Annotated in this window: 20 protein-coding genes; 7 read left to right on the forward strand and 13 right to left on the reverse strand. The window is 45.9% G+C overall.

Features of this window, described 5'->3' with window-relative positions; genetic code table 11:
- Positions 1-8: 8 nt before the first annotated feature.
- The 4 genes from ORJ01_RS14730 to ORJ01_RS14745 all read right to left on the reverse strand — a co-directional run bounded on the left by ORJ01_RS14730 (position 9) and on the right by ORJ01_RS14745 (position 3,091).
- The gene (locus tag ORJ01_RS14730) at positions 9-557 is read right to left on the reverse strand and encodes a cytochrome b (RefSeq protein ID WP_306178678.1); all 549 of its coding nucleotides are present in this window, start codon (positions 555-557) and stop codon (positions 9-11) included.
- Positions 558-722: 165 nt separating this feature from the next.
- Entirely contained in the window at positions 723-1,637 is a 915-nt protein-coding gene (locus tag ORJ01_RS14735; protein ID WP_306178679.1) for a rhodanese-related sulfurtransferase, read from the reverse strand.
- A 92-nt stretch (positions 1,638-1,729) separates the two neighbouring features.
- Entirely contained in the window at positions 1,730-2,368 is a 639-nt protein-coding gene (locus ORJ01_RS14740; RefSeq protein ID WP_306178681.1) for a LysE family translocator, read from the reverse strand.
- Between the two features lie 129 nt (positions 2,369-2,497).
- The gene (locus tag ORJ01_RS14745) at positions 2,498-3,091 is read right to left on the reverse strand and encodes a GNAT family N-acetyltransferase (RefSeq protein ID WP_226751608.1); all 594 of its coding nucleotides are present in this window, start codon (positions 3,089-3,091) and stop codon (positions 2,498-2,500) included.
- Between the two features lie 166 nt (positions 3,092-3,257).
- On the opposite strand from ORJ01_RS14745, the gene ORJ01_RS14750 reads away from it, so the two are divergent.
- Positions 3,258-5,825 (forward strand): TonB-dependent siderophore receptor, encoded by a 2,568-nt coding sequence (locus ORJ01_RS14750; RefSeq protein ID WP_306178683.1) that lies wholly within the window; start codon positions 3,258-3,260, stop codon positions 5,823-5,825.
- A gap of 69 nt (positions 5,826-5,894) precedes the next feature.
- Here ORJ01_RS14750 and ORJ01_RS14755 read toward each other — a convergent pair whose 3' ends face one another.
- Positions 5,895-8,933, reverse strand: coding sequence for an FAD-binding and (Fe-S)-binding domain-containing protein (locus ORJ01_RS14755; protein WP_306178684.1), 3,039 nt, complete (start codon positions 8,931-8,933; stop codon positions 5,895-5,897).
- A gap of 130 nt (positions 8,934-9,063) precedes the next feature.
- Entirely contained in the window at positions 9,064-9,645 is a 582-nt protein-coding gene (gene ribA / locus ORJ01_RS14760; protein ID WP_226751611.1) for a GTP cyclohydrolase II, read from the reverse strand.
- Positions 9,646-9,877: 232 nt separating this feature from the next.
- Here ribA and ORJ01_RS14765 point away from each other — a divergent pair, with 232 nt between their 5' ends.
- A complete protein-coding gene (locus ORJ01_RS14765) occupies positions 9,878-11,716 on the forward strand; it encodes an ABC transporter ATP-binding protein (protein ID WP_306178686.1) in 1,839 nt (612 codons plus the stop codon).
- Positions 11,717-11,800: 84 nt separating this feature from the next.
- On the opposite strand, the gene ORJ01_RS14770 is transcribed toward ORJ01_RS14765, so the two are convergent.
- Both ORJ01_RS14770 and ppsA read right to left on the reverse strand, forming a co-directional pair.
- The gene (locus ORJ01_RS14770) at positions 11,801-13,330 is read right to left on the reverse strand and encodes a sodium:alanine symporter family protein (RefSeq protein ID WP_306178688.1); all 1,530 of its coding nucleotides are present in this window, start codon (positions 13,328-13,330) and stop codon (positions 11,801-11,803) included.
- Between the two features lie 283 nt (positions 13,331-13,613).
- Positions 13,614-15,995 (reverse strand): phosphoenolpyruvate synthase, encoded by a 2,382-nt coding sequence (ppsA, locus tag ORJ01_RS14775; protein ID WP_226751614.1) that lies wholly within the window; start codon positions 15,993-15,995, stop codon positions 13,614-13,616.
- A 133-nt stretch (positions 15,996-16,128) separates the two neighbouring features.
- On the opposite strand from ppsA, the gene ORJ01_RS14780 reads away from it, so the two are divergent.
- Positions 16,129-16,938: a pyruvate, water dikinase regulatory protein gene (locus tag ORJ01_RS14780; RefSeq protein ID WP_226751615.1), complete on the forward strand. Its 810-nt coding sequence runs from the start codon at positions 16,129-16,131 to the stop codon at positions 16,936-16,938.
- Positions 16,939-17,102: 164 nt separating this feature from the next.
- On the opposite strand, the gene ORJ01_RS14785 is transcribed toward ORJ01_RS14780, so the two are convergent.
- Together ORJ01_RS14785 and ORJ01_RS14790 are read right to left on the reverse strand one after the other, a co-directional pair.
- Positions 17,103-18,452, reverse strand: a complete 1,350-nt coding sequence (locus ORJ01_RS14785) for a class II 3-deoxy-7-phosphoheptulonate synthase (RefSeq protein ID WP_226751616.1) — start codon at positions 18,450-18,452, stop codon at positions 17,103-17,105.
- 124 nt (positions 18,453-18,576) lie between these two features.
- The gene (locus tag ORJ01_RS14790) at positions 18,577-19,050 is read right to left on the reverse strand and encodes a low molecular weight protein-tyrosine-phosphatase (RefSeq protein WP_306178689.1); all 474 of its coding nucleotides are present in this window, start codon (positions 19,048-19,050) and stop codon (positions 18,577-18,579) included.
- A gap of 65 nt (positions 19,051-19,115) precedes the next feature.
- On the opposite strand from ORJ01_RS14790, the gene ORJ01_RS14795 reads away from it, so the two are divergent.
- Genes ORJ01_RS14795 through ORJ01_RS14810 form a run of 4 tightly spaced genes read left to right on the forward strand, consistent with a single transcriptional unit; the run spans position 19,116 to position 23,605 of the window.
- Positions 19,116-19,751 carry a response regulator transcription factor gene (locus tag ORJ01_RS14795; protein WP_226751618.1) on the forward strand — a complete coding sequence of 212 codons (636 nt, stop codon included), beginning with the start codon at positions 19,116-19,118 and terminating at the stop codon, positions 19,749-19,751.
- A 55-nt stretch (positions 19,752-19,806) separates the two neighbouring features.
- Positions 19,807-20,715, forward strand: a complete 909-nt coding sequence (locus tag ORJ01_RS14800) for a MoxR family ATPase (RefSeq protein ID WP_306178690.1) — start codon at positions 19,807-19,809, stop codon at positions 20,713-20,715.
- Complete coding sequence (locus ORJ01_RS14805) at positions 20,712-21,665, forward strand: DUF58 domain-containing protein (RefSeq protein WP_306178691.1); 954 nt, start codon at positions 20,712-20,714, stop codon at positions 21,663-21,665. Before ORJ01_RS14800 ends, ORJ01_RS14805 begins: the two co-directional genes overlap by 4 nt.
- Positions 21,659-23,605, forward strand: coding sequence for a DUF3488 and transglutaminase-like domain-containing protein (locus tag ORJ01_RS14810; protein WP_306178692.1), 1,947 nt, complete (start codon positions 21,659-21,661; stop codon positions 23,603-23,605). The genes ORJ01_RS14805 and ORJ01_RS14810 overlap by 7 nt, the downstream gene beginning before the upstream one ends.
- 6 nt (positions 23,606-23,611) lie before the next feature.
- Here the strand turns inward: ORJ01_RS14810 and ORJ01_RS14815 are convergent, their stop codons facing one another.
- The 3 genes from ORJ01_RS14815 to htpX form a co-directional block, all read right to left on the reverse strand.
- Positions 23,612-23,857, reverse strand: coding sequence for a TIGR02647 family protein (locus ORJ01_RS14815; RefSeq protein ID WP_226751622.1), 246 nt, complete (start codon positions 23,855-23,857; stop codon positions 23,612-23,614).
- A gap of 89 nt (positions 23,858-23,946) precedes the next feature.
- Positions 23,947-25,077, reverse strand: coding sequence for an alanine--glyoxylate aminotransferase family protein (locus ORJ01_RS14820; RefSeq protein WP_306178693.1), 1,131 nt, complete (start codon positions 25,075-25,077; stop codon positions 23,947-23,949).
- Positions 25,078-25,161: 84 nt separating this feature from the next.
- Positions 25,162-26,022, reverse strand: a complete 861-nt coding sequence (gene htpX, locus ORJ01_RS14825) for a protease HtpX (RefSeq protein WP_226751624.1) — start codon at positions 26,020-26,022, stop codon at positions 25,162-25,164.
- Between the last annotated feature and the right edge of the window lie 57 nt (positions 26,023-26,079).

Raw genomic sequence — 26,079 nt, forward strand, 5'->3', positions numbered from 1 at the left:
CTCCAAGATTAAAGTTTACGGCCGAGCATGCGACTTAACGTCTGATCTTTATCAATAACGTGATGTTTTAAAGCCGCTAAGCCATGAATTGAAGCAAAGGCAATTAGGCTGTAGGCGACATATTCATGAACTAAACCCGCAATATCGGCTTGATGGTTAAACAATGCCCCAAGTGACGGCACGTCAAACCAACCAAATACGGAGATAGCACGGCCATCTTCAGTAGAGATCAGATAACCGCTCAACACCATCAATGCCATCGCCAAATACAAATAAGCTTGCACTACGCTAGAGAGCAATCTCTGCCAAGCTCGGTGGCTGGCGATGCTTTTGGGTTGTTGGCTGAACAAGCGCCATAACAAACGAATACACCACAACACAGCCAATAACATCCCAACACTTTTATGCCAATCAGGGGCGATACGGTACCATTTGCTGTAGTACGTTAAATCGACCATCCAGACACCCAGACTAAATAAACCAGTAACCATAAAGGCCATTAGCCAATGCAGTAAAACACTGATTAATCCATAATGGTGTTGACTGTTTTTAAGCATGTTTATCTCCTGTGCAAGGTCATCATATATCAATTTAATTAAAGTTAAATTGCATTAATCAGTAATATTCATTCGATTTAATAGGCAGGATTGGCAGTGGAACAGCTAAAACAAGCAAGCCAGCTAGACGCTGGCTTGTTGTTAGTAAAATGAGGCTATGACCGTTTATTCAAATTTACCATCGCGGATGTGTTTTTCGCCGCGTAACTTAGCCAATTCAACTTGACGTTGCCGCTCGGCAAAAGCGGCTTTTTGCTCGTCAGTGGTCTTTTGATAACAATGCGGGCAGCTAAGGCCTTTTGCATAATGTTCTGAAGCCATTTCAACAGCCGACAAAGGCATCCGACAAGCATAACATTGATCATAACTGCCTTGAGCAAGGCCGTGTTTTACGGCGACACGCTGATCAAAAACAAAACACTCGCCTTGCCATTTGCTTTGTTGCTCAGGCATTTCTTCAAGATACTTTAAAATACCGCCATCAAGATGATAGACCTCAGCAAAGCCCTGCTCTTTTAAAAACGCCGTGGATTTTTCACAGCGAATACCGCCAGTACAAAACATAGCCACTTTTTTGTGTTTGGTTTTATCCAAGTTCTCGGCAGCCCATTGTGGGAACTCACGAAAATTTGTAGTGTTGGGGTTAATGGCATTTTCAAAGGTACCAATGGCCACCTCATAATCATTGCGCGTATCAATAACGATAGTCTCAGGATCGCTGATTAATTGGTTCCATTCTTCGCCTTTTACATAGGTACCCACAATATGCTTAGGATCAATACCAGGCACACCCATGGTGACGATTTCATTCTTTAATTTTACCTTGGTACGGTAAAACGCTTGTTCTTGCGCCAATGACTCTTTGTAACTCATGCCAACAAAGCGCTCGTCACTTTCTAACCAAGTTTTAACCGCATCAATACCCTGCCGCGGACCAGAAATTGTGCCATTAATGCCTTCCGCCGCCAGCAATAAGGTGCCTTTGACTTTATGCATAACCATTTGATTATATAAAGGTTCACGCAGGTCTTCGAAATCGGGTAAATCAACAAACTTATATAAAGCAGCAACAACAAACATTATCTATCCTCTTGCTCGGCTGGATCGTAAATCCAGTGCAATTAAAAACAGCACACATTATATCGACAATACACGCACTCACCAAGCAGGTCTTAGCTAAAACTGCTAATTAACAAATGACCTGCTAATAACAACAATAACACACCCATCAGGCGGTCAAACCAAAATCCTTTAGACAGTAAAAAATGCCGAATACGCTGTTGGGTCAGTAAATAAGAGAGCATGCAAAACCACACCGCGGTCATCGCGGCCATGTAAATGCCGTAAATTGCTTTAAATAACAATGGCGTTTGTGCAGAAATTACCACGGCAAATAACGATAAGAAAAATAACGTGGCTTTAGGGTTAAGGCCATTGGTAATAAAACCGGTGCTAAAGGCTTTTTTAGCACTAGGTAGCTGTTCATTACCCGCAGTGACATCAGCAGTGGCGCCTAATTTAGGGGCTTGCGCGCGAATAGCGCCCTGCCCTAAATAAATTAGATACAACGCGGCTGCAAGCGACATTAATTGAAATAACCAGGGGGTGGTTTTGATTAGTACCCCAATACCAATCAAAGAATATGAGACGTGCAATAAAATAGCGGCACCAATGCCTAAACTGGCATAAACAGCGGTTTTACGACCATAACGCACGGCATAACGCAGCACAATAGCAAAATCAGGGCCGGGACTGGCAACCGCCAGCAAATGGGCAGCGGCAATCACTAAAAATTCAGGCCAAAAACTCATGAAATTCACTCAGTAAATAATTTTTCGGTAATTGTAAAGATTGTCAGCGCCAAAGGCTACTTACCATTTGTCTAAGCTTATGAAAAGCAATGCAGTTAAAAGCCTAAATGCATAACTTAAACGAAGGCGCTACTTAAACACAATGACCATTTCAGCCGCACTACAGCAACAGATCCCTTCACATACAGGACAGGCATACCCCTGATAGGATAGCGCTTGCCAACGGTTTTCATGGATTTTAAGCAGTTCACCACCCGCTTTACTAAAGTAACGTACCGCACTGTTATGGGGTGATTCTCGCCATAGATGAGCCAAGCCAGCACGCGCACCTTGCTGTTTTAACGCTAAGCTTGATTGCTGCAGTAAGCGTTGGCCTATACCTTGACCTTGTAGTTTTGGACTTACCGCTACCGATTTAAAGTAAGCCATCGTCGAAACAGGTACCGGCCAACGTTCGCAACTACACCATTCGTCAGGCTGCCATTGTCCGGCAGCAAAGCTCAGGCGGTAACCGAGCACCTGCTGTGCGGCCAGCGCAACAAAGCTGGCATTGAGGCCTTGGCAAACCCCTTGCTGCTGCATAACAGCGAGTTTTTCGTTATCCATATAACCGGCACCATGCACCTCGTTCGCCAGTAGGGTCACTTGATCAAAGTGTTTAATCGTTAAAGGCAGAATGTCAACCGCGGTTGCAGAAAAGTTAGCAGAAGATAATTTGGACAAATTAAGCCCCTTTTGACTCAATAACATGTTTAAAAAAGCATCAGTTGCGACAAGCGACACAATAAATAAGATAGACAACAGCAACATTATTCAATATGGTTAAGAAGACGCAAAAAACAAAATGCAGCGTTAGCAGACACAATTATTACTATCCAGGAAATTTATCATGAAAAAAAGTAATTACTATCACCCGGTCAGCCGGGCAGTAAAATACGCGCTAGCATCAGGTTTAGCATTAAGCGTTTATTCAACCAACACCTTAGCACAAGACACTGCTGCTGCCGAAGCAGAAACCAAAGTGGAAAAAATTGCGGTCGTCGGTTCACGGTCTGCCCCACGCTCAATTGCTGATTCTCCAGTACCTGTGGACATTATCGGTGGTGATGAATTAATGAAGAGTGGTAGCAGCGATATGCTTAATATGCTGACATCCACTGTGCCATCATTAAATGTGCAAACAACCCCCATTAGCGATGCAGCAACGCTGATCCGGCCAGTTAACCTGCGGGGTTTATCTTCTGACAGTACTTTAATTCTGTTAAATGGTAAGCGCCGTCATCGTGCCTCTGTTATTACCTTTTTAGGCGGCGGCTTAAATGATGGTGCTCAAGGCCCAGATATCTCTGTTATTCCGGGTATCGCCTTAAAACAAGTTGAAGTGCTACGTGATGGTGCGGCTGCGCAATATGGCTCTGACGCCATCGCCGGTGTAATCAACTTTGTTCTAAAAGATGCCGATCAAGGCGGCAGTATTGAAGTGAAACAAGGTGAATACTATGAAGGTGATGGTAATTCAACTGAGATTGCTGCCAACGTTGGTATGCCTTTAACTGATGCAGGCTTTGTTAACCTAAGCATGCAATACAAAAACGTTGATGCTACGAGCCGCAGTGTTCAGCGCGCTGATGCCCAAGGTTTAATCGATGCCGGTAACCCGTTTGTCGCACCGATTGCCCAAGTTTGGGGTTCACCAGAGCTGAAAGATGATTTCACTTTCTTTGGTAATGCCGGTTTAGATTTAGGCAATGATCGTGAAGCCTACATTTTTGGTAACTATTCAGAACGTGATGTTACCGGTGGTTTCTACTATCGTAACCCACACACTCGCGGTGGTGTATTCTCTAACGACGGCGGTGAAACGCTGGAAGTCGTTGATACCACTGGCCAAGGTAACTGTAGCAATGTCTCGTTATTTGACGGTGACAACAAACTCAACCACGATCAAATCACGGCCAGAGTTGCGGCTTTACCGAGTAACTGTTTTACCTTCTTCTCAATGTTCCCTGGCGGTTTTACTCCAAATTTTGGTGGTAATATTACAGATACCTCATTAACCGCAGGTACCAAGGGTGAATTTAAAGAAGGCGTACTAGCCAATGTCTTTTACGATTTCTCTGCCTCTGTTGGTCGCAGTGAATCTAACTTTAAAATCATCAACACCGTTAACGCTTCGCTTGGCCCAGATACGCCAACCAGTTTTAATGCGGGTAAATACATCCAACTGGAAAAAAACTTTTCAGCTGACTTTGTAAAATATGTTGAAGCCGGTTTTTACAACGATGTTGTAGTTGCCAGCGGCTTGCAATGGACAGAGGAAAGCTTCGAAATCGTCGCCGGTGAAGTGGCCTCTTGGGAAATTGGCCCTTATGTTAGCCAATTAACCAATGGTTCAAACGGCTTCCCGGGTTTCCAGCCTGATGATGCTGGATTAAATGATCGTCGCAACTATGCCGCTTACATTGATGTTGAAGCTGAAATTACTGAAAAGCTGTTAATGGCAACCGCATTACGTTTTGAAGATTACGATAGCTTTGGCAACACCACCAACTATAAAATTACCGGTCAATATCGTTTAACGGATGACTTGGCTGTTCGTGGTTCACACAGCACCGGTTTCCGTGCGCCAACGGTCGGACAATCTAACGTGCGTAACGTGCGTACTGCGTTAATTGGTGGCGAGCTAGTGGATATCGCTTTATTACCCCCTACCAGCCCAGTATCGTTGTTAAAAGGTGGTAAAGAATTAACGCCAGAAGAATCAAAAAGCTTTGCTGTGGGTTTAGTCTATAGTGGCGCAAGTTTCTTTTTCACTGCTGATTTATTCCGCATTGAAGTAGACGATCGTATTGGCCAATCAGCTGAGTTTGATGTTACCGCAGCTGACCGTATTGCCTTGCAAGCGGCCGGTGTACGTGGTGTTGAATCGCTGTCGCAAATCACTTTCTTGACCAACGACTTTGATACCGTTACTACCGGCTTAGACCTGGTTGCCAATTACAGCACCAGTTTATTTGATGGTCGTTCTACGTTCAGCTTAGCTTATAACTGGACAGACACCGAAGTAAAACGCTTTACTGCCGTTACTGGTGCCTTCAAAGTATCACGCTTAGAAAATGATTTACCGAATCATCGTGCAACCTTAACCTGGAATCAACAATGGCAAGATATTGACATGTTTGTTCGTGGTAACTACTACGGTAGCTTCCAAGGCGTACATGCTGATGATCCAGGTTTAGTCGGTCAAGGCTCGGAAAAAATGACCTTCGATGTTGAAGTGGCTTACCACCTTAACGACAAGTTTTCTGTCGCCGTTGGTGCACAAAACGTGTTCGATACCGATGCTGAACGCTTACCCAGCGACTTTAGCGAAATCCTCGGCGCTCAATTTTATGAGACCTCACCGATGGGTATCAATGGTGGTTATTACTACCTAAAAGGCATCTATCGTTTTTAACGATAAGCCCCGCGTTCTGTAAAGAACGCGGCTTATCCTAAAAACACCCGGCTTTAGCCGGGTGTTTTTTTATATGTGTTGTAATAAAACCTGCAACGGATGGCGCGGTTTATCTCCCACTAACCGTTTTACCTGGCTGCGACAAGAAAACCCCGTTACCAATAACTGCTCTGTGCCTAAGCGCTCGACTGGCTCACGCCAGCTGAGATCAAACAAGGCTTTGCTATTGGCTAACTGTGCCTGCTCATGGCCGTAGGTGCCAGCCATACCACAGCAACCGACACTGACGACTTTTAAAGATAAGCCGGTTTTATCAAAGATCTGCTGCCAAGTTTTTTCTGTAGCAGGCAAAGCTGTTTTTTCGGTGCAATGCGCCAGCAATGAAAACTGTGCCGGTCGACTTGCCGCAGGTAATGCCAACGGGGCTAACCACTCGTGTAACAGTTGCACATTAAAATCGCCCCGCTCGTTGCCTAATGTTTTAGCGTATTCATCCCGATACACCAACACCAAGGAGGCATCTAAACCAATTAACGGTAACTGTAGCGCGTGTAACTGATTTAAAAAATCAGCCGCGCGTTTCGCGGTTTTAGCAAACTCGCGCAAAAAGCCCTTCACATGCTGCGGCTTGCCGTTGGGTAAAAAAGGCAATAGCACCGGTCGATACCCGAGTTTTTCGATTAAGGCTAATGCATCAGCAACCAGCTCCGCTTCATAAAAGCTGGTAAAAGGATCTTGCACCAGCAGTACCGTCTTTTGCCGCTCTGCTATTGTTAACGCCTGTAAAGCCGTTAAATCAAAGCCATAACGATTGTTTAATCGCTCGACTAAAGTGGGTACCGATAACAAAGGCGTATCGACGTAACCAATACCGTGCGCCAAAGTTTTTTGTACTAATGAACGTTTTAAGAAGAAATTAACAAACTTAGGGGCTTTGGCAAGTATGGGGGCCATACGCTCTATATTGCCCACGATATGATCTTTAGCGGGGCGCAGATAACGGCTATGGTAGAGCTGTAAAAACCGCGAGCGAAACGTTGGCACATCCACGTTAATAGGACACTGCGAAGCACACGCCTTACAAGCTAAGCAGCCATCCATCGCTTCTTTTACTTCATGCGAAAAATCAGCTTCACCTTGGCGCTGGGCCCAACTATGTTTCATCTTCTGCCACAGCGCAGTCAGGCCTTGGCTTTGCGTTAATAAGCGTTGTTCATCGGCTAATACATCGACCCCTTGTTGCTGGTTTAAACGCAACCATTCACGCATCAAACCGGCACGCCCTTTGGGGCTGTGGCGACGATCTTTGGTGATCTTGCTCGACGGACACATCGGCGAGGTTTCGTCGTAATTAAAGCATAGGCCGTTACCGTTACAATTTAAGCTGCTATCAAAGCTCTGGCGCACTTCAATTGGAATTTGCCGATCGAACCACGCGCGTTTTTGGCCATCTACCGAGACTAACTTATCGCCATTTTGGTAAGGCGTGCAAATTTTACCGGGGTTAAGTCGATTGCGCGGATCAAAGGCCGCTTTAATTTTACGCAGTTCCGTAAACAGGGTTTCACCAAAGAAGGCTGGGCCATATTCGCTACGATAGCCTTTACCGTGCTCGCCCCACATTAAGCCGCCGTATTTAGCAGTAAGCGCTACCACCTGATCGGATATGGTGCGCAGCAAACGTTCTTGATCGGGGTCAATCAGATCAAGCGCTGGCCTGACGTGAAGTACACCGGCATCCACATGACCAAACATACCATAATGCAAACCATGCTGATCCAGTAAGGCGCGAAACTCTAAAATGAAATCGGCTAAGTTCTCCGGCGGCACAGCAGTATCTTCCGCAAAAGCCAGTGGCTTTTGACTGCCTGGGGTATTACCTAATAAGCCCACGGCTTTTTTGCGCATGGTATAAATAGCATTAATGGCAGTAGCATCGTAGGTGAGCTGATAACCAATAATACCGCCCTCGCCAGCGGCCATAGCGGCATCCAGCTTTGAGGTGAGCGCAGCAATTTTCTCGGTAATCTCAGCCTCATCTTCAGTATTGTATTCAACAATATTTAGGCCTTGCATATCCTTGCCTGGCACATCGGTGATCAGATCTTTTACCTGATGCCAAATGATGTCGCCTCGCGCGAGATTCAATACTTTACTATCAACGGTTTCAACTGATGTTGCTTGTGCTTCAACCAAGAATGGTGAATTACGTAGCGCACTTTCAAAGCTATCGTATTTAATGTTAAGTAAGCATTTGTACTTAGCAATCGGCGTGATATTCAGCTTGGCTTCCGTAACAAAACCTAGTGAGCCTTCCGAGCCGGTAATAATGCGCGACAGATCAAACTCCGTCATCTCATCGTTAAAGACATGCTCTAAATCATAACCGGTTAAAAAGCGATTAAGCCGTGGAAAAGTCGCTAAAATATCGCTACGTTTTTCCCGGCAAGAACGTAATACCTGCTGATAAATACGGCCAATACTGTTGGGTAATTCAGCCCGATGTTCGGCTTCGAACAACGGCATTTTATGGGTTTTTAACACATTACCGTCGATAAGCACGGTTTTTAATGCCAACACATGATCACTGGTTTTACCATAAACTAACGAGCCTTGGCCTGAGGCATCGGTGTTAATCATACCGCCAATCGTGGCTCGGTTAGAGGTAGATAAATCGGGAGCGAAGAAAAATCCATAAGGCTTTAAAAAGGCATTTAACTGATCTTTAATGACACCGGCTTGCACTCGCACCCAACGTTGTTCAACGTTAATCTCCAGTACTTGGCGCATATGACGAGATAAGTCGACGACTACTTGCTCGGTTAACGCCTGGCCATTGGTGCCGGTGCCACCGCCACGCGGACAAAATTTGATGTGACTAAAACTAGACGTTTGGGCTAACGAGGTCATAATGACCAGATCGTCGGTGCTGCGCGGTAATAACACCGCCTGAGGTAAGGCTTGATAGATACTATTATCTGTCGCTACGGCTAAGCGACTGGCATAACTGGTTTCAATGTCGCCAGTGAAGCCGGCGTGCAACAGCGCTTTAGTGAAGGCAACAATACTGGCATCAAGCGCCAGCTCAGGATTAAGCTTGGGGATCATACATCATGGCCACTTAGACTTGTTATAGCGGCAGTATAACACTAACCGCTAAGTGGCTTTAAGCGCTAAATAGTAAAAAACAGACGTCTTTACTGCTTGATAGTAAATCAATCCTAACACTGGCAATAAATCAGTCCATATGGCCCATTTTTGCCGCCTTGGTCGCTAAATACCGATGGCTATGTGCGGTGGTTTTTACACGGTGCTGTACCCGTTCTAATACATTGACCCCGACATCTTGCAGTGCTTTTAATTTACGCGGGTTGTTGGTTAATAACCGTATTTGCGCCACCCCCAGTTGTTGAAACATCTCAGCAGCGATCCCGTATTCACGCTGATCAGGTAAGAAACCAAGAATTTCATTCGCTTCCACCGTATCTAAACCTTTATCTTGTTCAGCATAAGCACGAATTTTATTTATTAAACCAATACCCCGGCCTTCTTGGCGTAAATATAAAATGACGCCTCGCCCTTGTTCAGCAATTTTTTTCATCGCCGCTTCTAATTGCGGACCACAATCGCAACGCAAGCTAAACAAAGCATCACCGGTTAAGCATTCTGAATGAACGCGAGCTAAAACGGGCTCAGCAGTGGTGATGTCACCCAGCGTTAACGCGACATGTTCTTTGCCATTTTCAGCTTCAAAACCATGTAACCGAAATTCAGCAAAGGGCGTAGGTAAAAGGGTTGAGGTAACAAGTTTAATGCTCATGGATCATCTCAAAGTTATAACAACGGCAGGATGCTCTTTGTTGGGGCGCAGTAACCACAATTCAAGTGACTTCAGGCTTGACAGTATACTGCTTTGCAGCCTAAGCAGATAGTGACTTACCGCCAGTTTTGCTGCTGAGTGCTGACAATCGTCGGCCCTATGCAGTTCAAATTCGGTTACAATAGTGCAGCCGACATCACTACCGATGTCTTTTTATTGATGGATATGTTGTATGCTTGGTTTTTTTGAACGTCTCACACGCCCTTTTCCAGACAGTGAACCGACCCAACCCCCTAAGGGTGTTTTGGCTTTTTGTCGCCACTATACCAAAGGCATGGAATGGCCTTTAATTGTCATGTCATTAAGCTCAGCGTTATTAGCCATCTTAGAAGTGTCTTTATTCAGCTTTATGGGGCAATTGGTGGACTGGCTGGTGACGCAAAATCCAGAAAGTTTCTTTATCGATGAGCGCGCAACCCTGATTTGGATGACATTAGTCACGGTGGTGTTGTTACCACTGTTAACGTTATTTCATTCGGCTTTAGTGCATCAAACATTGTTAGGTAATTACCCCATGGCCATTCGCTGGCAGGCACATCGCTATTTATTAAGGCAAAGCGTCAGTTTTTATCAAAATGATTTCGCTGGGCGTATTGCTACCAAGGTCATGCAAACCTCATTAGCAGTGCGAGAAACCGTGATGAAACTGTTAGATGTACTGGTGTATGTCACCGTGTATTTCTCGGCAATGTTATTTTTTGTCGCCGATGCCGATCTGCGTTTAATCATCCCGATGTTGGTGTGGCTAGTACTTTATATCGCATTGCAAATGTATTTTGTACCGCGCTTAAAGCGGGTTTCTACTGCGCAAGCAGATGCCCGCTCTGAGATGACCGGTCGTTTAGTCGACAGCTATACCAACATTAATACCATTAAGCTGTTTTCTTACACCCAGCGCGAAGAGCGCTACGCTAAAGACAGTATGGAAGTGTTCTTAAAGCCGGTGTATCAACAAATGCGCTTGGCAACCGGCTTAAGTGTGTCGGTGCAATCATTAAACTATATTTTAGTGTTTTGTATCGCAGCATTGGCGTTGTATCTATGGGCTGGCAGTGCCATTACCGTTGGCGCTATTGCCATTGCGGTCAGTTTAGCACTGCGTCTTAATGGTATGGCGCAATGGATCATGTGGGAAGTCAGCAGCTTATTTGAAAACATTGGTACCGTGGCCGATGGTATTGCTACCTTGTCACAGCCGGCACAAATTCAAGATAAGGCCAATGCTCCGAGCTTACAGGTCAGCCAAGGTGCAATTCGTTTTGATGCGGTAAGTTTTAACTATGGCAAAGATGCCAGCCAAAGCCATAAAGCGCCGGTGCTATCCGCATTAAGCTTAGAGATTAAACCCGGTGAAAAAATCGGTCTAGTCGGTCGTTCAGGTGCCGGTAAATCAACCTTAGTCAATTTACTGCTGCGCTTTTACGATGTTGAGCAAGGTCGAATTTTAATTGATGGCCAAGATATCAGCCAAGTATCGCAAGAGAGCTTACGCCGACATATTGCGATGGTCACGCAGGATACGTCGTTATTACACCGCTCGGTACGTGATAATATCAGCTACGGTAAGCCGGATGCCACGGAACAAGAATTGTTGACGGCGGCTGAGCAAGCGGAAGCCAGCTTGTTTATTCAAGATCTAACGGATCAAAAAGGCAATGTGGGTTTAGATGCTCAGGTGGGCGAACGCGGTGTTAAGTTATCTGGTGGCCAGCGTCAGCGCATTGCTATTGCGCGGGTATTATTGAAAAACGCACCGGTGTTGATTTTAGATGAAGCCACTTCAGCGCTCGATTCTGAAGTGGAAGCTGCCATTCAACAAAGCTTAAATAGTTTAATGCAAAATAAAACGGTCATAGCGATTGCTCATCGCTTATCGACTATCGCGCAAATGGATCGGCTTATCGTGTTAGATCAAGGGCAAATTGTTGAGCAAGGTACACATAGCGAATTAATTGCAGCCGGTGGCATCTACGCGCAGTTGTGGGCGCATCAAACCGGTGGTTTTATTTAATGGCGTAATACACGCTGGTCCGATAACAACAAACCCCGCTATTTAGCGGGGTTTGTTAATTTAACCACAGCTTAAAAGGGTATTTTATACCGTTTTAGATTGCTCAGTGTTGGCTGCGGCCTCAGTTTTTGTTTTTGCCAATCTTGCTTCCCAGAAAGTGGCATTTTTAATGCCTAGTTTCACCGGGTCGAAAGTAATAGGGCCACCCGCTTTCATCTGATCTTCATAGTCTTTTAAGCACAAAATAGCCGGCTTGTGCACAAAGAAAATTAACAGAATACCCAGCACGTTAATCCACGCCATTAAACCCACACCGATATCACCAATCCCCCAGATATAACCTGCAGCATTAACGGTACCGTACGCCACCATTGCCATTAAAATGATTTTAAACACAATTAACGGCAGACGGTTATTGAATACGCGGTTAAGGTAAGCCACGTTGGTTTCAGTAATGTAGTAATACGCCAAAATGGTAGTAAAGGCGAAGAAGAATAACGCAATACCCACAAACAGCTGACCAAAATTACCAAAGACACTGTTTAAAGCCATTTGCGTAAAGGCAGCCGAGCCAATCTCAGTGTTTGCTGCCACGTTTTGTACGATAAATTGACCTGCTGGTAACTCACCGACCACGTTGTACTGTTGCGTAATTAAAATCATCAAGGCGGTGGCAGTACACACAAACAAGGTATCAACATAAACTGAGAAAGCCTGCACTAAACCTTGCTGCGCAGGGTGTGCCACTTCTGCAGCCGCTGCGGCATGTGGGCCTGTACCCTGACCGGCTTCGTTTGAATAAATACCGCGTTTAACACCCCAACCTATCGCCGCACCAAAACCGGCTTGCGCTGTGAAAGCATCAGAAATAATCAGGCTGAAAATGCTGCCAACTTTATCCAAGTTTAAAAACACCACGATAAGTGCCATCACGATATAACCGAGTGCCATAAATGGCACGACGATTTGCGTAAAGTTAGCAATGCGGCGAATACCACCAAAGATGATAAAAGCTAATACCATCAAGATCACCGCTAACGCCGCTAACTTGTGGGTACCCACTTCACCAAAACTGGTGACGACCATGGCGCCATCGCCAAACACTTGAGTGACGGCATTACCCACTGCATTGGCTTGCACACCGGGTAAAAATATACCGCAACCTATGATGGCGGATATCGCAAATAATACCCCAAGCCAACGCCAGCCCAAGCAGCGCTCAAAATAATAAGCTGGGCCACCGCGATACTGGCCGTTTTCTTCTACCTTATACACCTGACCCAGCGTGGATTCGGCAAAGGCAGTGCTAGCACCTAAAAAGGCCACTACCCACATCCAAAATACGGCACCTGGCCCACCAAAACCAATGGCAGCGGCAACACCGGCGATATTACCGACACCCACCCGACCTGACAGCGAAACCGCTAAAGCTTGAAAAGACGAAATACCTTTTTCTGATTCTGTGTTATTGAGTAATAAACTCCACATTTCCCGAAAATGCCGCACTTGTGCGAACCGGGTTAAGATTGAATAAAATAAGCCGGCGCCTAAACACAGATAAATCAGTGCTTCGCTCCAGACATAGTTATTAATAGTATTGACCAACTCCTGCATGGAAATCCCCTGGTTGTCTTGGTTATTATTTTTAACGCGCCTTATTAATTTGCCATAAGCTGCGGCATATAGCTACGGTACAGGCTTGAAGCAAACAGATAAAATCGGCTTTTTGCTGTGAAATGACGCCATGACAACAACAATACCGCCGCAGCAAAGGCTAATCGCTGTAAAACTAATCAAAACACCACGCCAAACACTCACCATGAAAATCAGCATAAAAAAGGCACTGTTAGTAAAAACACAGTGCCTTAGTTAAGCGTTCAGCAAATTTGACCGGGTATTAGGCTGGTTTAGCGACTTTATCAGCCAGATATAACCAAGTATCCACTACCGTATCAGGGTTTAATGACACACTTTCAATACCTTGCTCAACCAGCCAAGCGGCAAAGTCTTCGTGATCAGATGGCCCCTGGCCACAGATCCCGATGTATTTCCCCTTGGCTTTACAGGTTTGAATGGCCATTTCTAACAGCTTTTTGATGGCGGGGTTTCGCTCATCAAATAAGTGAGCGATTAGGCCACTGTCGCGATCTAAACCGAGGGTTAGTTGGGTTAAATCGTTTGAACCAATCGAGAAACCATCAAAATATTCTAAGAACGCTTCAGCCAGTAACGCATTAGACGGTAATTCACACATCATAATAATGCGCAAACCATTTTCACCGCGTTTCAGGCCATGTGCGGCCAGTAAATCAATCACACCAGACGCTTCTTCTAAGGTTCTAACAAACGGGATCATCACTTCCACGTTGGTAAAGCCCATAACATTACGCACGCGCTTTAGCGCTTCTACCTCTAGTGCAAAACAAGGCTGAAAATCTTCTGATAAATAGCGGGCGGCACCACGAAATCCAATCATCGGGTTTTCTTCATGCGGTTCATATTGCTGACCGCCCACCAGATTAGCGTATTCATTCGATTTAAAATCAGACATGCGCACAATGACTTTTTGCGGCGCAAAGGCACAAGCCAAGGTGGCGATACCCTCTGTCAGTTTGGCAACATAAAACTCAACGGGATCGGCATAACCTGCAGTAAGCTCGTCGATGCGCGCCTTAAGCTCTGGCGTTTGCTCAGCATAATGTAATAAGGCTTTAGGATGCACGCCAATCATTTTATTGATAATAAACTCTAAGCGTGCCAAACCAATACCGGCATGGGGTAAACGCGAGAAGGCAAATGCCCGCTCTGGATTACCCACATTCATCATCACTTTCAAAGCCATTTTCGGCATTTGATCAACCTGGCTGGTGATCACATTAAAATCCAGTTTATCTTGATAAACATAACCCGTATCACCTTCGGCACAAGACACAGTAACCGCCTGGCCATGGGTAATTTTTGCCGTGGCATCACCACACCCCACTACGGCAGGAATACCCAATTCACGGGCTATGATGGCCGCATGACAAGTTCGACCGCCGCGATTCGTCACAATCGCTGAGGCACGCTTCATAATAGGTTCCCAATCTGGATCGGTCATGTCGGTAACCAGCACATCGCCGGGTAAGATTTGATCCATTTGCGAAATATCGGCTAGCACCTTAGCGGTTCCCGCACCAATACGATGACCAATCGCCCGACCTTCCACCAATACAGGGCTTTGCTCGACTAACTGATAACGTTCAATGCTATTGGTGTCTTCACGACTTTTCACCGTTTCTGGGCGTGCCTGTACGATATACAATTTGCCATCGATACCATCTTTAGCCCATTCAATATCCATTGGCCGGCCATAATGCTGTTCGATAATGACCGCTTGCTCAGCTAATTGTGCCACTTCGGTATCATTTAGTGAAAAGGTGCGTTGTTGTGCAAGCGGCACATCGGTAATAGTGACTTGTTTACCGTGCCCCTGCTCTGTTGAATACACCATTTGCAGTAATTTACTGCCAAGTGAGCGTTTCACCACAGCCGGACGCTTAGCCACTAACGTAGGTTTGTGTACATAAAACTCATCGGGGTTCACTGCCCCCTGGACCACCATTTCACCTAAACCGTACGACGAGGTAATAAACACCACATCTTCAAAACCCGATTCGGTATCAATACTGAACATCACACCGGATGACGACAGATCAGAACGCACCATTCGCTGCACACCCGCCGATAACGCCACACCGCGATGGTCATAACCTTGATGCACACGATAAGAAATAGCGCGATCATTAAAGAGCGACGCAAATACATGCTTAATGGCCACAATAACGGCATCGTAACCGCGCACATTTAAAAAGGTTTCTTGTTGGCCAGCAAACGAAGCATCTGGCATATCTTCAGCCGTGGCCGAAGAGCGCACGGCAAAAGACATATCCGCAGCGCTATCTGGGTGTAATTGTTGATAAGCAGCACGTATAGCTTGTTCTAACTCAGGCTGGAACGGCGTATCGATAACCCATTGCCGAATTTGTTTACCGGCTTGCGCTAAAGCCGCGACATCATCCACATCTAAACTGTCTAACAGTTGATAAATGCGCTCATTCACACCGCTTTGTTCTAAAAACTGGTTAAAGGCGTAAGCCGTTGTTGCGAATCCCCCTGGCACTTGTACCCCAGCCGAGGCCAAGTTACTGATCATTTCACCTAGAGAAGCATTTTTACCACCTACCCGATCGACATCATGCATGCCGAGGTCTTGATACCAAATGACAAATTCTTGCACCTTTATCTCCAATTTTTGTTGCTGAGCATGTAAGCTTACAGCAGTTGATACAACACAGTGATTTTACACCCGGCTACAGGTTAATTAAAACCTTAATTTTTATGTAAATTTATTACGAAACTTGGAGTTTTTTGTGCGCACAGCTTTTTACGTTTCAGATGGCACCGCCATCACCGCAGAAGTGTTTGGACATGCACTGTTAACGATGTTTCCGGCGGAATTTGCTCACGTGACCATCCCTTTTGTCGAAAATCCGGATCTCGCATTGCAGGTTAAAAATCGTATAAATGACTGTTATAAAACAACAGGATTAAAGCCTCTGGTATTTCACACCTTTGTAGATGAAGGTTTAAGGCAGTTGATAAGCGACAGTGACGGCGTCTGTTATGACTTTCTGAATACACTCGTTGAGCCTGTGCAAAAAGAGTTGGGTATGGCTCCGGTGCCAAAAACCCACCGGACGCATAGCATGCACGAAAAAACCTACGATTTTCGGATTGATGCTGTTAATTACGCATTGGCCAATGACGATGGTGCCAATATGAAAAACTTTAGTCATGCCGACATTATTTTGGTCGGGGTAAGTCGCTCGGGTAAAACCCCAACCAGCCTATATTTAGCCTTGCAATACGGCATTAAGGCAGCAAATTACCCTTTTGTCGAAGAAGACATGGCGAAATTGCGCTTACCTGCAGAGTTAGCAGCACATAAAGCTAAATTGTTTGGCCTGACCATTACGGCAGAACGGCTTAGTCAAATTCGACAACAGCGCCGACCTAACTCACGTTATGCTTCGGTACATCAATGTGCGTTGGAATTAAAAGAAGTAGAGCAGTTATACCTGAAAGAACAAATCCCCTTTATCAATTCCACCCAGCTATCAATTGAAGAGATCTCAGCAAAGATTATTTCGCGTACCGGCTTAAAACGGCAAAAATATTAGTGTAGCGAAGCATTACAGGCTAAGCCTAACCGCGATTGGGCGCTTTTAACCACGCTAACACGTATCTCGCACCAATAAAAAAGCCTTAAATCGCCGTGCAATTTAAGGCTTTTACCTGTGTTGACGTGCAACCTAGCTCGCGCGGTAGCACTTAACGGTGAAGGCTATTTACGCGCCGTACTTAGCGTATCGGCAATCAAAAAGGCTAGTTCCAATACTTGATCAGCATTTAAACGCGGGTCACATTGCGTGAAATAACGTTTAGAGAGATCGTTTTCACTTAAACCATAAGCGCCACCCGTACATTCCGTTACATGCTCACCCGTCATTTCTAGGTGAATACCACCGGCATGGGTGCCTTCAGCTTTGTGCACAGCAAAGAAATTGCGAATTTCTTTTAAGATCGCTTCAAAGTCACGGGTTTTATAATCGTTGCTGGCTTTAACCGTATTACCATGCATCGGGTCAGAACTCCAGACTACCTTACGACCTTCTTGTTTCACGCGTCGCACCAAAGCGGGCAGCTTATCCGCTAACTTATCGGCACCCATCCGGGTAATTAACGTTAAACGACCTGCGTTATTTTCTGGGTTTAACGCATCAATCAGACGAATTAAATCATCCTCTTGCATACCTGGACCAATTTTTACGCCAACCGGGTTATGAATACCTTTGAAAAAAGCTAAATGGGCATGGTCGAGTTGCCGTGTCCGTTCACCAATCCACACCATATGCGCAGAACAGTCATACCACTTACCCGTTAAGGTATCACGGCGTGTTAAGGCTTCTTCGTAATTCAGTAATAACGCTTCATGCGAAGTGTATAACTGTGTTTCCCGAATCGACGGTGAATTTTGTGCAGTAATGCCACAGGTTTCCATAAAACGCAGCGCTTCTTGGATGCGAGTAGCGACACTTTGGTAGCGCTCTTTAAGCGGATTAGATTCAACAAACCCCATATTCCAGCGACTAACCTGATGCAAGTCCGCTAAGCCACCCTGGGCAAAAGCCCGCAGCAAATTAAGCGTTGCTGCAGAATGATGATAAGCGGTGATTAAACGGTTTGGATCAGGCTGGCGCGCTTGCTCGGTAAATTCAAAACTGTTGACGATATCACCGCGATAACTCGGTAAGGAAATGCCATTAATGGTTTCCAAATCACTGGAACGAGGTTTGGCATACTGACCCGCCATCCGCGCAACCTTAACCACTGGCAAACCACCGGCAAAGGTTAATACCACTGCCATTTGCAGTAAGACTTTAAACGTATCGCGAATTTTGGGCGCATTAAAGTCATTAAAACTTTCGGCGCAGTCGCCACCTTGCAGTAAAAAGCCATTTCCCTCAGCCACTTGGCCGAGTTGGCTATACAAATCCCGCGTTTCTTGTGCAAACACTAACGGTGGGTACTTGTGTAATTGTTGCTCTACTTGCTGCAGTAGTTGCTGATCCTGATAAGTCGGTTGCTGTTGGATCGGCAGTTGTCGCCAACTTTGTGGCGTCCAGGTGGTCACAATGAAATTCCTGTAGATAGATTAAACACCCTGCAAAGTTATAGACTTCTGGACGTAAATTCAATCATAAAAATAGACTTTTTCTGCTGTCGACATGCTAGCTGCTGCATTTACGTACAAGCGGCTAGTTTTGGTTGCCTTGCAAACGTTGCAATAAATGCTCACAACCGTCTTCAATTAATTGATAAACCAACTCAAAGCCTTTTTGACCGCCATAGTAAGGATCAGGTACTTCTGGCCATTTGTTAAAATCAGGATGGTAACTCATAAACAAGGCTAATTTATGTTGTAACTCTTCGGGGCAACGCTGTTTTAGCGAGTGCAGATTGTCGTTATCCATGGCCAGGATCAGATCGTAATCGCTAAAGTCAGTGGTTTTTACTGGCCGCGAACGGATCCCTTTAAAACTATAGCCCGATAAGGCTGCCACTTTCACCGAGCGCGGATCCGGCGGATTACCCGAATGGCTGGCGCTAGTGCCTGCAGATTCCACTTCAATCGCTAATCCAGCGGCATTAAGCTTGTGTCTGAGGATGGCATGAGCCGTTGGAGAGCGGCAAATGTTGCCTAAACATACAAATAACACTTTCTTTGTCATACTTTGCTTTTCAAAATAAGGTCTGTCGTTATATAGTTACCTTAATTGTGTAAAAGGTAAAGATTATGGAAAGGTTTTCACGTCTTGTGCTGTTAACAGACGAGACTACACCGCTGAGTACTTACCGTCATGCCAAAACTGTGGGCATAGATGTTGAACAATGCTCCGTAAATGCCTTTAGCCAATTACATCACTACAAGGGTGTTTTAGCCGGCTATCAGTTCAGCTCGGATACAACTGCTAAAAAAGGCTTCTCTGCGCGTTTATTGAGTATTAGCCGCCAAGTGCCGCTTTTTGTATTTCATGCTGAACGGCAACTCGTCGACCCTAACCGAGCTATTTTTGCCGGCTTACGCGGTGTTATCTACAGCGATGAACAAGCCGAGATGATCAAACGCGCGCTGCAAAGCATGATGGCAGGCCAACTTTATTATGCCCGTAACGTCATGTCTGATGCCTTAGATGCCCTGTTTCAACTGCGTGAACAATCTAATCGACGCATTAAATTACCTGCGCTGCTGACAGATCAAGAGCAACGGGTCAGCCGTTTGATCGCCGAAGGAGCGCGTAATAAAGAAATCGCTGAACAGCTCCAAATCAGCGCTAACACCGTAAAGGTTCATGTGTCGGCTATTTTTAAGAAGACACACAGTCGTAATCGCACAGAATTAGTGCGTTGGTTACAGGAGCCGCATGAGTAACCCCCTGCTGCACTGTTAGCCTTTCTTTGCATAAACCCATCTTGCCGGAGGTCACTTGCTCGCTGAACTACATCGAGTAGAACAAAACCTGAACCGGGTTATTCTAGGTAAAGCCACACAAATCAGATTAGCCTTATGTTGCCTGTTAGCCGAGGGGCATTTATTGCTCGAAGACTTACCCGGTATGGGCAAAACCACCCTAGCCCATGCGTTAGCGAATGCCGCTGGTTTAAGTTACAAGCGGGTGCAATTTACCAATGACTTATTACCCGGCGATTTACTTGGTATCAATATTTATGATACCCGTTCAGCACAATTTTACTTTCAAGCGGGCCCGGTATTTAGCCAGGTGTTACTGGCCGATGAAATTAATCGCGCCAGCCCAAAAACCCAAAGTGCTTTACTCGAAGCCATGGAAGAGCGCCAAGTCTCAATAGATGGCGAAACGCGGCCTTTACCGAGTCCTTTTTTTGTTATCGCCACGCAAAACCCGCTGTTTCATGCCGGGACCAGTGCCTTACCCGAGTCGCAACTCGATCGTTTTTTGTTTCGGATTTCTTTAGGTTTTCCAGATAAAGCCGCTGAAAAACAGTTATTACAAGATGAATCGGCAGGCTCACGTTTGCAATTATTAACCGAACCATTAAGCCCCGAGCAGTTGCGGCACTTGCAATTACAGGTTCCCAAGGTCGCGATTAACGATGCGGTACTTGATTACATTTTAGCGTTGGTGCATGCCAGTCGGCATAGTAACGAGTTTTTACCCTTATCACCGCGTGCTGCAAAGGCGATTGTCCGCGCCGCTAAAGCGATGGCATTTGTGCAAGGCCGCAGTTTTGTTACTGCGGATGATGTCCAGCAGATCTTCCCTTACATTGCAGAGCATCGGCTGAATCCTCAAAGCCTTGCCGGCGAACACCCGTTAAGCCAACTCTTAATACAGCGCACGCCCTGTCAGTTATGATGTTTAACGCCAGTAAAGATTGGTTTAAACGTAAATTTGCGGCTTGGTTGGCCAAGCGCCAGCCTGCAGCAACAGAGGTCGAACTGACACAAAGTGTCATTTACATTCTGCCCAGTCGTTTTGGTTGGTGGTTTGTGTTTTTGATCGCCTTACTGTATCTGATGGGGACTAATTATCAAAACAACCTGATCCTATTGCTCAGTTTTATGTTGCTTAGCCTATTAATGGTGACGATGTTACTGGCATTTTTAAATATGCATCAGCTAAAACTAAGCGTAAAGCAAGATGCGCGTTGTTTTGCGCCTGAACTCGCTCAGTTACCGCTCGCGCTGAGCAGTAAAAGCTGCCAGATGTTGCATATTGGCTTGCGCGGTCAACGACAACGGCAATTAGTTGAATCCTTGAGCCAGCAACACCGCTTTGCATTAGCATTACCCACACTAAGTCGGGGTTATTATCCACTCCCGCGTTTAGAGCTCAGTAGCACCTTTCCGCTGGGCTTATTTCGCTGCTGGAGCTATCCTGCGCTGACCAGTGCTATTTGGGTTTATCCAGAAGCCATCGAACAAATACACGCCAATACCGAGCGACTCGCCGAGCAAGCAAGTAAACAAACTACACCCCATGCCTTACTCGAGCCGGACGACGTCAAAAGCTATCAAGCGGGTGACAGCCCCAAACGCATTTTGTGGCGTAAGCTTGCCAGCACACCCGAGCAACCGGTGGTACGCAGTTACAGTGGTGAAGCCAGCCCATTACCGCATTGGATCAAGATCCCGGCATTGCAAGGCGCAGCGCTGGAATCGGTTTTAAGCCATGCCTGCTTTCAATTATTAGCGTTAGAACAACAAGGCCATAGTTATGGCTTACAAACACAAAGTGTCACTTTAGCCCCGGCAAAAGGTGCACTGCACCTAGAACGCTGCCTGCAGGAGTTGGCTTTATGCTGATGGCGAACCTAGCCTTACCCCGCTACTGGGCAGTTTATGGCCTGTTATTACAAGTGCTGTTATTTTTGCTATATCAACCGGCTTTAAGTATTGCCAGTAGCTTGCTATTTGCTTTACTGCTGACCTTTCAGGCTTGGCGACTTTATCAAAACAAACCGGCACTGAGTAATCGACAAATTAACGTGTTGTTAGCTCCGCTGTTATTATTGATGCTGCTACAGGTACGGCAATTAGGTGTGCTTAATTTAATGCTGCATATTTTATTGCTCGCCGCAGTAGCGCGCAGTTTAACGGTGCAACAACGTGGCCAAGGCTTGCAATTATTATGGGTGCATTACTTTGCCATTGCCTGCTGTTTTATTTTTTACCAGCAAATGAGTATGGCAATCCTGATTTTTGCGCTGGCGCTGTTAAACCTGTATTTACAGTATCGCTTATTCGCCCCGGCTGAATCGACGCTGCAGCCAAAACGCCTAATGAGCATTTTTGCGCTGAGCTTTCCGCTCTGGCTAGGCATGTTTTTATTATTTCCACGCCTGCCGCCCCTATGGCAATTACCCAATCAAAATATGGCAAGTACCGGTTTAGGCGATGAACTCGACCCCGGCAGTATTGAAAAGTTAGTGCAAAGCGATGCCTTGGCTTTTCGGGTAAGCTTTTTAAATGAACGACCGGATAAAGCGGATTGGTATTGGCGCGCTAAAGTTTACGAAGATTTCGATGGGCGCCGTTGGCAGGTCAACGCACGCTTTAATTCGCGGCAACGCCGAGCCATGGTAACTGAATTACCCGCATTTTCTGCCAGTGCACCGTTGGTAAAATATCAAATATTAGCAGAGAGTAGCTATCAAACAGACTTATTCAGCTTGGGCTTACCTGTTAGCTGGCAAGCCAACCTTGTGGCAAAACCTGCCGCCTTAATGGCCAGCCAAACGCCGCTGACGCAACGCATCAGCTACAGCTTACAAAGTCGTTTACAAGCAGTGCCTTTAACCTCGCATGGGGAAAAACAGCTTAATTTGTTACAAGACAACGCAAACCCTAAAGCGCGGGCTTTTGGTGCAGCCTTAGCCACTCAATTTCCAGCACAACCGGATAAAGTGGTGCAAGCACTCAGTGCGTATTTTCAGCAAGAGCCGTTTTTTTACACCTTAACGCCACCCCGTCTTGGTCAAAATGCTATCGATCAATTTTTATATGAAACGCGTAGCGGCTTTTGTAGCCATTATGCCTCTGCAACAGCTGTGATCTTGCGTGCCGCCGGTATTCCTGCCCGTGTAGTTGGCGGTTATCTGGGGGGCAACTGGCAAGAAAATCAGCAATACCTGCAAGTTAGGCAACGCGATGCTCATGCTTGGGTTGAATATTTAACCGCAAGCAGCTGGCAACGTTATGATCCCACCGCAGCTATCGCACCTGAGCGCATCCTTGAGGGTATTGAACAAACACTGAGCGACAATGAACGCGCCTTACTCAGTGGCTGGCAAGATAATTGGCTGGGTCAACTTGCCTTGCAATGGTCACATCTGGATTACGTGTGGTCGGTATGGGTACTGGGTTTTAATCAACAAGATCAAGAACAGTTATGGCAACGTTTACGCCGTTGGGAATATTGGTCTGTGCTGCTGTATTCATTAGGCGCCTTATTGTTGTTAGGCGCAGCCGTTATGCTTAGGCAATTCGTTACACAACGCGCTGATCACGCTCATCAAGCATGGCGCTGGCTGACGCAAGCACTGGGCACAGCTCCTGCTGCAGGCTGCACTTTATCTAGCTGGTTGACTACGCTAGCAGAACAAAATCCGGCACAACAACAAGCTTTAGAGCGATTAAGAAAATTATATGAGGCTGCGGTATTTAATGATGATGCCGCAGCACTGAGGTTACTGCGGCGGGAACTGCGGTTACAGCGCCGCTCGTTACGGCGCTTAGCACGGTAACTTAAATTAACTTGATTCAGGCGTACCCAGAATACGTAATGCCGTTTGTAATTGTTCAGCACAATGTATCCCTAAGTCGGTGAGATAGCCACCATCAGGTTGATTAATCAACCCCTTGCTATACAACCGGCTGATGGCGGCGAGCATTTGTGGCTCCGCCATCTTATGCGCTTTGATACCTGAATTGACACTGTCGAGATTAAACATCGCTAAAACACGGATTTCATCAATTAATTCAGCGCTAAACTGCATAGTTACATCCTTATTGTTGTTTTATACACCTTAGACTGTCAGCCAAAAAATGCAAGGTAACAATGCGCTAATCTCGACGTCGTTGGGTTTTAATTTAATAACTGCCGTAAGGCATGTAAGCACAAAGCGATATTTTCTCGACGCGCCCCAAACCCCATTAAACCAATACGCCAGGCTTTACCCGCCAATTCACCAAGACCAGCCCCTATTTCTAAGTTAAATTCGTTTAATAGCGTGGCACGAACCTTCGCATCATCGATACCTTGCGGAATATAAATAGCATTCAGTTGCGGCAAGCGATACGGTTCCTCTACTACAAATGCGATACCTAACTGCTCTAAACCCGCCCGCAGTTCTTGATGCATGACCTGATGACGTGCCCAAGCATTTTCTAAACCTTCGGCCGCTAACAAGCGCAGTGATTCATGTAAGGCATACAACGCATTCACCGGAGCCGTATGATGGTAAGCGCGTTTAGCGCCGCCACTCCAATAAGCCATCACTAAACTCTGATCTAAAAACCAGCTTTGTACCGGTGTTGTCCTTGCTGTAATTTTTGCTACTGCCGCCGCTGAAAATGAGATAGGCGAGAGTCCTGGCACACAAGATAAGCATTTTTGACTACCCGAATAAATGGCATCAATGCCCCACTCATCAACTCGTAATTCGACACCGCCTAGGGATGTCACCGCATCAACGATAGTTAAACAGCCGTATTGCTTGGCTAAAGCACACAGTGTTTTGGCATCACTTAACGCCCCGGTGGAGGTTTCAGCATGCACGAAGGCTAAAAAACGCGCATCCGGATGATCCTTTAGCAGCGCTTCCACCGCAGCCGGTTGCACCGGCTCGCCCCATTTAAAATCAACCGTTACCGCAATACCGCCACAACGCTCAACATTTTGGCGCATCCGCTCGCCAAAAACACCATTACGACAAACGATAACCTTGTCACCCGCTTCCACCAAATTTACAAAGCAGGCTTCCATACCGGCTGAACCCGGAGCTGAAATGGCCAGCGTCATCTCATTGCGGGTTTGAAACGTATATTGCAATAACTGTTTTAATTCATCCATCATGCTGACAAACAACGGATCTAAATGGCCAATAATCGGTTTGGCCTGGGCGGCTAACACCTGAGGATGCACATCGGAAGGGCCTGGGCCCATTAAAATACGCCGTGGTGGATAAAAGGCAGGGATCATCGGTGCAGCAAACATAACAGCTCCTTAGCAATAAAATAGGCTTTAGCATAACAAGCTAAACAGAAAAAAAAAGCCCTACAATCGTAGGGCTAGTTAAGCTTAAAATTCGCGGCTGTTACGCAGTGCCGCAATCCGTTTCTCTAAAGGCGGATGGCTTAAAAACAATTCTGATTTAGCTTTCTTACCTGAGATCCCAAAGGCCATTAAACTGCCCTCAAGCTGACTTTCATGATTATTCTGTAAACGCTGCAGCGCTTTAATCATTTTGTTCGGACCCGAAATCCGAGCCGCTCCGGCATCCGCACGGTATTCGCGTTGACGCGAGAACCACATCACGATAATGCTAGCCAAGATGCCAAACACCATTTCTAACACAATCACGATACCGTAATAAGCAAAGGTACCCATTTGCTGATTGTTATTGCGGATCACCCCAGCAATTAAGCGTGCTAAGAAAATAACAAAGGTATTCACCACACCTTGGATCAAGGTTAAGGTGACCATGTCACCGTTCGCGATATGCGACACTTCATGTGCCAGTACCGCTTCAACTTCATCTTCGCTCATACTGCGCATCAAGCCGGTTGAAACCGCAACCAAGGCATTATTACGATTTGCCCCTGTGGCAAAGGCATTCATCTCTGGCGAGTCATAAATGGCCACTTCTGGCATACCAATGCCGGCCGCTTTGGCTTGTTTTGCTACCGTGTTAACTAACCAATGTTCAGTGGCATTTCGTGGTTGCGTAATCACTACCGCACCGGTAGAACGTTTCGCCATCCATTTCGACATTAATAGTGAGATAAAGGAGCCACCAAAACCAAAAATGGCTGCAAACACCAATAAACCACCAATACTGCTAGGATCAATACCCAACGCACTGAATACCACATTGAGCACAATACTTAGCACCAGAATAACGGCTAAGTTTGTTGCTAAGAACAACAATACTCTTTTCATGCTTTTTTACCTCATAATGATCACTGTTTAGTAATATATGGGCAAAGACCACAAAAT

Source organism: Alishewanella sp. SMS8 (genome assembly GCF_030737935.1).
In the GTDB taxonomy this organism is placed as follows: domain Bacteria; phylum Pseudomonadota; class Gammaproteobacteria; order Enterobacterales; family Alteromonadaceae; genus Alishewanella; species Alishewanella maricola.

Coding starts and splice junctions, on each gene's coding strand:
- ORJ01_RS14730 (WP_306178678.1), bottom strand. CDS start 557: ATGCTTAAAAACAGTCAACACCATTATGGATTAATCAGTGTTTTACTG.
- ORJ01_RS14735 (WP_306178679.1), bottom strand. CDS start 1,637: ATGTTTGTTGTTGCTGCTTTATATAAGTTTGTTGATTTACCCGATTTC.
- ORJ01_RS14740 (WP_306178681.1), bottom strand. CDS start 2,368: ATGAGTTTTTGGCCTGAATTTTTAGTGATTGCCGCTGCCCATTTGCTG.
- ORJ01_RS14750 (WP_306178683.1), top strand. CDS start 3,258: ATGAAAAAAAGTAATTACTATCACCCGGTCAGCCGGGCAGTAAAATAC.
- ORJ01_RS14755 (WP_306178684.1), bottom strand. CDS start 8,933: ATGATCCCCAAGCTTAATCCTGAGCTGGCGCTTGATGCCAGTATTGTT.
- ribA (WP_226751611.1), bottom strand. CDS start 9,645: ATGAGCATTAAACTTGTTACCTCAACCCTTTTACCTACGCCCTTTGCT.
- ORJ01_RS14765 (WP_306178686.1), top strand. CDS start 9,878: ATGCTTGGTTTTTTTGAACGTCTCACACGCCCTTTTCCAGACAGTGAA.
- ORJ01_RS14770 (WP_306178688.1), bottom strand. CDS start 13,330: ATGCAGGAGTTGGTCAATACTATTAATAACTATGTCTGGAGCGAAGCA.
- ORJ01_RS14790 (WP_306178689.1), bottom strand. CDS start 19,050: ATGACAAAGAAAGTGTTATTTGTATGTTTAGGCAACATTTGCCGCTCT.
- ORJ01_RS14795 (WP_226751618.1), top strand. CDS start 19,116: ATGGAAAGGTTTTCACGTCTTGTGCTGTTAACAGACGAGACTACACCG.
- ORJ01_RS14805 (WP_306178691.1), top strand. CDS start 20,712: ATGATGTTTAACGCCAGTAAAGATTGGTTTAAACGTAAATTTGCGGCT.
- ORJ01_RS14810 (WP_306178692.1), top strand. CDS start 21,659: ATGCTGATGGCGAACCTAGCCTTACCCCGCTACTGGGCAGTTTATGGC.
- ORJ01_RS14815 (WP_226751622.1), bottom strand. CDS start 23,857: ATGCAGTTTAGCGCTGAATTAATTGATGAAATCCGTGTTTTAGCGATG.
- ORJ01_RS14820 (WP_306178693.1), bottom strand. CDS start 25,077: ATGTTTGCTGCACCGATGATCCCTGCCTTTTATCCACCACGGCGTATT.
- htpX (WP_226751624.1), bottom strand. CDS start 26,022: ATGAAAAGAGTATTGTTGTTCTTAGCAACAAACTTAGCCGTTATTCTG.